We start from the raw sequence: 9061 nt of genomic DNA on the forward strand, positions 1-9061 counted from the left end.
AAAAGTAGGTGCTCCCCCGCACAGGGGGAAAGCTAATAAACCAATAACAAATCAAGGAAAGGCCAACGCCGTAGGCAGACAGACATAAAGCGCCGCACAGGCAATCAGAACAAGGAAAGGCACCGCCGCAGGCACACAGAAAAATGCCGCCGCAAAAGGCAATCAAGATCAAAAAAGGACCAACACCGAAGGCAAACATCCAAACCCGCCGGGAGGGCAAACAGAACAAAAAGGGATCAACTGCTCTCCCTCACGATCAACTCGCACGTCAGCGCTTTCTGCCTGCGCCGGGCAGTGCGCTTTCCCTGCGATCCGTCATCCGACAGAATCTCAAAGATCCGCTCCGCAGCAATCACCCCGATCTCCCACGCCGGGGGTCGAATGGTTGTCAAACTCGGACTCAACATTTCCGAAAAAGGATAATCCCCAAACCCGACAATCGCGCATTGCTCCGGCACGCGAATCCCCGTTCGCTGCGCCGCCAGCAAGGCACCCGAGGCCAGATTGTCGTTGGCAAAAATGATGGCATCGGCAGGCCGCCTGCCCTTGACAAGCGCTTCCAGCGCCTCTCGTCCGGCATGAAGCGGCAACGCCTCGCCCGGCACGAACACCCACGGCTCGCGACCATGTTCCCGCATCGTCTCGCTATAGCCGTCGCGCCGCTCCAGCGCGCTGAAATCGCCCGCCGCGCTGTTCTGCACAAAGGCAATCCTTCGATAACCGTTGTCCAGCAGATAACGGGCGGCAAGCCGTCCCACTTCAGGATTGGAAAAGCCGACCTGCAACGGCCCGCGCCTGGGCTGAAAATCCCATGTCTCGACGACGGGCACGCTAGTGCGCGCGATCATTTCCTCAGTACCTTCAGAATGGAAATGCGACGTCAGCACGAGCGCCGCCGGCGACCAGCCGAGCAGACCACGCACGGCGTTCTCTTCGAGCTCAGTTGAAAAGTAGCTCGACGCGAGAAGCAACTGATAGCCATGAGCAGTCACGGCGTCGCTAAAGCTTTGAATCGTGTTTGCGAAGATCGGCCCGGAGATGTTGGGAATCACCATGCCGATCACTTTGCTGTGCGCCGATGCCAGCCCGCCCGCAACCAGATTGGGCACATAGCCGAGTTCAGCCACCGCGCTCGCGATCCGTTCGCGCAGCGGCGCCGATAGCCGCTCAGGATCCTGGAAGTAGCGCGACACGCTGATCTGCGAAATGCCCAGATGAGTCGCCACGTCACGCAAGGTCATACGCCCGGAATTGCGCCGGTGCCGCACACCCTGCTCGTCCTCCGCCTCGCCGCGTTTAGTCGAATCCGACATATCTTCCGCTGATTTCCTTATTTGACTCACCCCTTCCGTGACGGGACACTTCACAAACGGTTAGCGCTAACCATTGTAGCGAGTCCAGCACGATCTGGAGTGCGCAAACGAACGTTCCTGGATATTGCACAGCGGTTTGGAAATCAAATGACTACACCTTTGCGTCACATGCACCTGGGCGCGTTTCTCATTGAAACCGGGCATCACGCTGCGGCGTGGCGGCATCCCGCTGTACAAGCGGACGCGGGCATGGACTTTCGCGCCTATGCGGCACTCGCGCAAACCGCTGAGCGTGCCTGCTTCGACGCGATTTTTGTGGCGGACAGCGTGGCGGCCAACGTCGGCCCGGGCGCGCATCTCGCCGCGCGCTCGGACCGGCTCGATCCGCTCACCCTGCTGCCCGCCCTCGCGGCCGTTACCCAGCACATTGGGCTGATCGCCACGGCGACGACCAGCTACAACGAGCCATATCACGTCGCGCGGAAATTCGCGTCGCTCGATCACATCAGCGGCGGTCGCGCAGGCTGGAATCTCGTGACCTCCGACAACGCGGCGGAGGCGCAGAATTTCAGCCGCACCGAGCATCTCGGTCACGCGGAGCGCTATGAGCGCGCGCATGAGTTTCATCACGTGGTGACAAGCCTGTGGGATAGCTGGGCCGACGACAGCTTCGTGCGCGACAAAGAAAGTGGCGTCTATTACGAGCCCTCGACACTGCAGGTTCTCGACCATCGCGGCAAGCATTTCTCGGTCGCCGGACCGCTGAACGTCGCGCGTTCGCCGCAAGGCTGGCCGGTCGTCGTGCAGGCGGGCTCATCCGATACAGGGCGCAGCCTCGCCGCGCAAACCGCCGATGTGGTGTTCACCGCGCAAGCGAATCTCGCCTCGGCGCAGGCCTTTTACAAGGACATCAAAGCGCGCGTGGTGCAGGCCGGACGCCGGCCGGACGATCTCAAGGTCATGCCGGGCGTGTCGGTCATCGTCGGCGAAAGCGATGCGGAGGCACGCGAACGCTTCGAGCAGTTGCAGTCGCTTATCGATCCCGCGGCAGGGGTGGCGATGCTGGCTCGCATGCTCGGCAATTTCGATCTGTCCGCGTATCCGCTCGACGGCCCACTGCCGGCGTTGCCGCTGACGGACAGCGGCCAACGCAGCCGGCAAGCACTGCTGAGCGCACTCGCCGGCGAAGCGCAACTGACGATCCGCCAACTGTATCTGCGTATCGCGGCAGGACGCGGCCACCACACCGTGGTCGGCAGCGCGGCCACGGTAGCGGACGCGTTGCAGCAATGGTTCGAAGGCGAAGCAGCAGACGGCTTCAACGTGATGCCGGCGGACTTGCCCGGCGGCCTCGACAGGTTCTGCGCGCTGGTCGTACCGGAGTTGCAGCGCCGGGGGGCGTTCCGGACCGCCTACACCGGCCGCACGCTACGCGAGCATCTCGGCTTGCGCAGACCCGCGAGGCAAACCCGGACCGGCGTTGCCTGAACGCATTGAAGCGCAACAGCTGAACCCACCGGCCCGATCCACGCGTCCCGTTCCCTATGAGCGTGACGCAGGACACGCAGCCCCATCCGACGCCGGACAGAAACAAGAACCAGGCAAGACCCAGGCAGAACGCAAACAGGACTCGATCTCATGCGAATCACACGGAATTTCCTTATCAACGGCTTTCGGGCCATGCTGGCGGCAGTGTTCCTCAGCGCCGCCGTTCCCAATGCGCAAGCCGCGGAGCAGACCTTACGCATCGGCTATCAGAAAGGCACGCCGCTCACGCTGCTGAAGGCTCAGGGCGCGCTGGACAAACCGCTTGCCGCGCGCGGTTTCAAGATCGCATGGACCGAGTTCCCCGCCGGTCCGCCGCTGCTGGAGGCGATGAACGCGGGTTCGATCGACATCGGCTACACCGGTTCGCCGCCGCCGGTCTTCGCCCAGGCCGCAGGCAGCAGGATCGTCTACCTCGCAGCCGAACCCGCCGGAGCGCATAGCGAGGCGATCATCGTACCGGTCAACTCGCCTCTCAAATCCGTAGCGGATCTGAAGGGACACACCATCGCGTTTGCCCGAGGTTCGAGTTCTCACTATCTGCTCGTCGCCGCGCTCGAGAAGGCCGGCCTCAAGTACCCCGCCGACGTCAAACCGGTGTTCCTCACGCCCGCCGATGCGCGCGCCGCGTTCGAAGGCGGCAAGGTGGATGCGTGGGTGGTCTGGGATCCCTATCTAGCCGTCGTTCAGCAGGCGCTTGCCGTTCGCACGCTTGCCGACTATGGGTCAGGCGTCGTCCAGCCTTACAGCTATTTCCTTGGCGCCCCTGACTTTGTGAAGGCGCACCCCGACGTGATCGGCGACGTGCTGGCCGCCGTCGCACGCAACGATGTCTGGGTGACCAGCCACCGGGCCGAAACGATCGAACTGATCTCAAACGAAATCGGCGTGCCTGCGCCGACGGTGAAGCTGTTCATCGAGCGCTCGAGGTTCGGTCTGCTGCCGCTCGATGCCGCGATTCTCGGCTCGCAGCAGCAAGTCGCCGATGCCTTCTACCGTAGCAACGTCATTCCACACGCGGTCCGCGTTGCCGACATCGCGTACCCGATTCACTTCAAGCCGTGACCGGCGACCGCCGCTCGAGCGACTCCACCAAAGACTCTGTTCACATGACACATCGGTCAAATATCGACGCCGCCCCGAACAGGCGGCGCCATCCCGCCCGCTTTCGCCGCCCCCTCACGCGTGGCCTCGCCCTTGCCGCCACGACCGCAACGACGTTGCTGGGCGCGAGCCATACCCATGCGCAGTCCTCGCTCACCCTGTACGGTATTGTCGACGCCGCCGTGCAGTACGGCAGGTTCAACAGCACGCCGGGGCCGACGGCGATGGCCGCCAGCGGCAATCTGCAGGCGTCCCGCTTCGGCTTGCTCGGCAGCGAGGACCTCGGCAGCGGGTATCGGGCCAACTTCCGGCTGGAGACGGGCTTCAACACTTATACCGGTGTCGGCGGCGGCACGACCGGGTTCAACCGGGGGGCGTCGGTGGGCATGTCGAGCCCGTACGGCAGTATCGACGCAGGGTATCTGTACCTGCCGATTTACTGGGTATTTCTCGGCTCGGATGTGGCGACCTACGGATTGGCGAACCCTGCCGCGATCATGTCGCTGGAGCACACGGCGACGCTCGGCAGCAGCGGTACGGGCGGGTTCTACCCTAACGCGGTGCGTTACCGGACGCCTGCTACCCTGGGTGGATTTTCGAGCGAGATAGGCTACTCGTTCGGCAAGCAGAATTCCTCGGGCCAGACCGTGGATGGACGCAACATCGGCCTGAACGCGCAATATGCAAAGTTCGGCCTGATGCTGGGTTACGGTTTCAACCGCTACCAATACTATGCTAGTCCGACGACGTTCGATGCGTCCTCGCAGATCACCCATGTGCTGGCTGCGACTTATCAGGTCGGACGCAATCAGGTTGGTGCGAATTACATCTATTCGAAGCGTACCGACGCCGCTAACTGGTTCGCCTCGGCGGCGCTGCTTAACGCGAGAATTCCGCTGGGACCTGGCGATGTGAATCTGGGCGTGGCGCGCCGTATCGAGAACGGCAATGCGCGGGCGACAGCGTATGACGCCGGTTATGTGTATTACTTGTCGAAGCGCACGCAGGTTTATGGTTATGCGGCGGCAATCGTTAATAATAGTCATTCGACACAGGGGTTTGCTCTACTCAATAGCAGTGTCGCTAGCGTCACGCCGGGGTTTGATCCGTGGGCGCTTACTGTTGGAGTCAGGACGTCTTTCTGATGTTCTTGTTCCTGTTTGCCCTCCCAGCGGGTTTGGATGTTTGCCTTCGGTGCTGGCCCTTTTTTGATCTTGCTTGCCTTTTGCGGCGGCATTTTTATGTGTGCCTGCGGCGGTGCCTTTGCTTGGCCGGACCACACCGTGGTCCATGAGTGCCTGTGACAAAGCAGTCATTCACCCCTTCTCGCACTGCGTGCTCGCCGGCAAGGTTCATTCCAAACCACGCGCTTCCGGCATGACGGAACGAAATACGACGAAGCATCGGCGAAAACCGCTAATGCGCGCACGGCCGGGTTCTTCCGGAAGCACCTCGGTTTGGCGTGACAGGCATCTGTTGCCTAAGCTTCCTGTTGCCCGCTGCAAGCGTACTGAGACGAGCACGGCTCTGCCTGCCTCGGGTGTGGCCGGAAGTCGGTTCGTGGGAGCGTTGCTGTTATTCTTCTCTCTTCCGACCCGTCACCGGTCACCCGCCGCCGCCCTCGGGCGGCGTTCCCGATCAGCGCGTTCGCGCGCCCGGCATCAAGCGAGACAGGAATTTGCATGTTCGGTTTTCTGCGCGGCTATTTTTCCAACGACCTGGCGATCGATCTCGGCACGTCGAATACTCTGATCTACATGCGCGGCAAGGGCATCGTGCTGGACGAACCATCGGTCGTGTCGATTCGTCAGGAAGGCGGTCCCAACGGCAAGAAAATCATTCTGGCAGTCGGTAAGGAAGCCAAGCAGATGCTCGGCAAGGTGCCGGGCAACATCGAGGCGATCCGCCCGATGAAAGACGGCGTGATCGCCGACTTCAACATCACCCAGCAGATGATCAAGCGCTTCATTCAGATGGCGCACGAAACGCGCATGTTCGCGCCGTCGCCGCGCATCATCATCTGCGTGCCGTGCGGGTCCACCCAGGTCGAACGGCGCGCGATCAAGGAAGCCGCGCATAGCGCGGGCGCCTCGCAAGTCTATCTGATCGAAGAGCCCATGGCCGCGGCCACCGGCTCGGGTTTGCCCGTATCGGAGGCGACCGGCTCGATGGTGGTCGATATCGGCGGCGGCACGACCGAGGTGGGCGTGATCTCGCTGGGCGGCATCGTCTACAAGGGCTCGGTGCGCGTGGGCGGCGACAAGTTCGACGACGCCATCGTCAACTACATCCGCCGCAACTACGGGATGCTGATCGGCGAGCAAACGGCCGAAGCGATCAAGAAGGAAATCGGCTCCGCGTTTCCGGGCTCCGAAATCAAGGAGATGGAAGTCAAAGGCCGCAACATGTCGGAAGGCATTCCGCGCAGCTTCACAGTGTCCAGCAATGAGATTCTCGAAGCCCTCACCGATCCGTTGAATCAGATCGTCTCGGCGGTCAAGATCGCGCTCGAACAGACGCCGCCGGAACTCGGCGCCGACATCGCCGAGCGCGGCATCATGCTGGCGGGCGGCGGCGCACTGCTGCGCGATCTGGACCGCCTGCTGGCGGAAGAAACCGGCCTGCCGGTATTCGTCGCCGAAGCGCCGCTCACGTGCGTGGTGCGCGGCTCGGGCATGGCGCTCGAACGCATGGATAAATTCGGCGGGGCGTTCTCGTACGAATGACGCTGGTGAAGCGCGGATCGCAGTGTCGCGCGAACTATACTCGCTACTCCGAATAGCTCATTCCATGGCTCATGTCCGGTAGCGGAGTAGCGATGCACAACCTGAAACTCGCCTGTTCGACCGGCGGCATGGTGACCAGTCCGCACGCGCTGGCGAGTGCCGCCGGCCTCGACGTGTTGCGCGCGGGTGGTAATGCGATCGAAGCCGCGATTGCGATCGGCGCGGCGCTGTGCGTGACCTATCCGCATTTCACCGGACTCGGCGGCGACGCCTTCTGGGTAATCGGCGACCGGCAAGGCATGTTGCGTACGGTGTCGGGCATCGGCCAGGCCGCTGCGCAGCCTCCCGCGTTCGACGGCGCCATTCCTGTGCGCGGCGGCGCCTCCGCCCTCACCACCGCCGCGACCGTCGATACGTGGCATCAGGCTTACGCGATCAGCAAGACGTCATGGAGCGGCCAGCAAACGTGGGCATCGCTATTCGATCGCGCACTCGAGTACGCATCGGAGGGATTTCCAGTCACGCCGTCGCAGCACTTCTGGCAAAACTTGCGCGCCGATGAACTGCGTGCGCTGCCTGGCTTTGCGGCGACCTTCGCGCCGCACGGCCGGGTTCCCGCGATCGCCGAGCGCTTTGAGCAACCGGCGCTTGCACGCAGCATCGAACGGATTGCCCGCTTCGGCGCCCACGAGTTTTACCAGGGCGAACTCGCGCAACGGCTCGCACGCGGTTTGCGCGAAGCCGGCTCGCCGCTGACCTTGAACGACCTCGCGAGAACGCAGGCACGCGATGAAGCACCCCTACGCGTCGCTTATCGCGGCGGCGAGCTGGTCAGCATGCGCCCGCCGACTCAAGGCGTGACGACCTTGCAGATCATGGGCACGCTCGAGCGCTTCGACCTTGGATCGATCGACGAAGGCAGCGCCGATTACTACCACCTGCTGGTGGAAGCGGTGAAATGCGCGTTCGTGGATCGCGACCGCTTCGTGTCGGACCCGGAATTCAACCGCGTGCCGGTCGACGACATGCTCTCGCCCGCGACACTCGACACGCACGCACGCTCGATCGACATGCGTGCGGCTCGCGCCTGGCCGCACGTTTTCCGGCCAGGCGATACGGTTTTCATCGGCGCGACGGATAGCCAGGGTCGCAGCGTCAGCGTGCTGCAAACGGTCTACTTCGATTGGGGCAGCGGCGTGGTGGCAGGCGACACGGGGATTCTGTGGCACAACCGCGGCGCATCGTTCAGCACGAATCCCGCGCATCACAACGCCGTGCGGCCAGGCAAGCGGCCCTTCCACACGCTTAATCCCGGCATGTATCTGAGGGACGGCCGTCCCCATATGCTGTTCGGCACACAAGGCGCGGACGGTCAGCCGCAAACGCTCGCCGCGATTCTCACGCGCCTGATCGACTACGGCATGGATCCGCTCACCGCCCTCGCCCGCCCACGCTTTTTGCTCGGCAAGACTTTCTCCGACACACGCGACGCGTTGAAACTCGAGGAAGACGCAGGCGCCGGCGTGTTCGCCGAACTGGCCGCGCGCGGTCACGAGGTGAAAGCCATTCCCGCGCAAAGCCCGCTCGCAGGTCACCCCGGCGCGATCCGCATCGACGCGAACGGCGCGGCCTGCGGCGCGCACGATCCACGCAGCGACGGACGCGCGCTCGGAGTCGATGAAGACGGCGGCGATCTCAGCCGAGCGTAAAGCGGTCGCGCGTCGTCACGTAGTCGCTCGCGCCGAAACGGCCCACCGGAAAATAGTGCTGCAGCCGCACACGCCATGTCTCGGTGTCGATCAATTCATCGCGTGCATGCAAGCGAAGCACGCGGCCGATAAAAATCTGCCGGCTGGTCGTCTCCAGCTTCTCCCATAGCGCGCATTCGAAAGCGACCGGCGCTTCGGCGATGCGCGGCGGCGCGACCCGCGTGCTCGCCACCGGCGTGAGGCCGACTTCGGCGAGTTCGCTCACATCGGGCGGCAAGCGCTCGCCGCAGCGATGCATCTTCTCCGCAATCGCCTCGTCAGCGAGATGCACGACGAACTCGCCGGTCCGCACGATGTTCACTGCGGTGTCCTTGAGTGTGCCGTCGGCCACGCGGTTAATGCTGATCATCACGATCGGCGGCTCCTCGCCGAGCATGTTGAACATTGAGAACGGTGCAGCGTTGATCGTGCCGTCCGCGCCGAGCGTGGTGACGAGTGCGATCGGGCGCGGCACGATCAGGCTCGCCATCAGCTTGTAGCGCTGATATTCGGTGATCGCTTCAAAGTCGATTTCCATGATGGGCCGCCTAGCAGGCTGTTGAAAAGCGCCCCGTCATGACGACCGAAGCAGTGTTCACGAGGTTTGCGCATGCCATTTGCTGCT

8 protein-coding genes are annotated in these 9061 nt (G+C 63.0%); 5 read left to right on the forward strand and 3 right to left on the reverse strand.

Features of this window, described 5'->3' with window-relative positions; translation table 11 throughout:
* The coding region (locus AC3WLT_RS36330; RefSeq protein ID WP_492596391.1) for a hypothetical protein at positions 1 to 199 on the reverse strand (199 nt) is incomplete at its 3' end.
* A gap of 37 nt (positions 200 to 236) precedes the next feature.
* Positions 237 to 1313, reverse strand: a complete 1077-nt coding sequence (locus AC3WLT_RS36335) for a LacI family DNA-binding transcriptional regulator (RefSeq protein ID WP_492596392.1) — start codon at positions 1311 to 1313, stop codon at positions 237 to 239.
* A gap of 147 nt (positions 1314 to 1460) precedes the next feature.
* Between AC3WLT_RS36335 and AC3WLT_RS36340 the strand changes: the two genes are divergently transcribed.
* From AC3WLT_RS36340 to AC3WLT_RS36360, 5 genes are all read left to right on the forward strand, one after another.
* Positions 1461 to 2801: an LLM class flavin-dependent oxidoreductase gene (locus tag AC3WLT_RS36340; protein ID WP_492596393.1), complete on the forward strand. Its 1341-nt coding sequence runs from the start codon at positions 1461 to 1463 to the stop codon at positions 2799 to 2801.
* A 150-nt stretch (positions 2802 to 2951) separates the two neighbouring features.
* The gene (locus AC3WLT_RS36345) at positions 2952 to 3923 is read left to right on the forward strand and encodes a sulfonate ABC transporter substrate-binding protein (protein WP_492596394.1); all 972 of its coding nucleotides are present in this window, start codon (positions 2952 to 2954) and stop codon (positions 3921 to 3923) included.
* A 44-nt stretch (positions 3924 to 3967) separates the two neighbouring features.
* Entirely contained in the window at positions 3968 to 5107 is a 1140-nt protein-coding gene (locus AC3WLT_RS36350) for a porin (RefSeq protein ID WP_492596395.1), read from the forward strand.
* Positions 5108 to 5644: 537 nt separating this feature from the next.
* Entirely contained in the window at positions 5645 to 6688 is a 1044-nt protein-coding gene (locus AC3WLT_RS36355) for a rod shape-determining protein (RefSeq protein ID WP_492596396.1), read from the forward strand.
* A gap of 92 nt (positions 6689 to 6780) precedes the next feature.
* On the forward strand, positions 6781 to 8397 hold the full coding sequence (locus AC3WLT_RS36360; RefSeq protein WP_492596397.1) for a gamma-glutamyltransferase family protein: 1617 nt from the start codon (positions 6781 to 6783) through the stop codon (positions 8395 to 8397).
* Here AC3WLT_RS36360 and AC3WLT_RS36365 read toward each other — a convergent pair.
* Positions 8384 to 8974: a flavin reductase family protein gene (locus tag AC3WLT_RS36365; protein WP_492596398.1), complete on the reverse strand. Its 591-nt coding sequence runs from the start codon at positions 8972 to 8974 to the stop codon at positions 8384 to 8386. The genes AC3WLT_RS36360 and AC3WLT_RS36365 overlap by 14 nt on opposite strands.
* Between the last annotated feature and the right edge of the window lie 87 nt (positions 8975 to 9061).

This window comes from Paraburkholderia sp. FW306-2-2C-D06C (genome assembly GCF_058781505.1).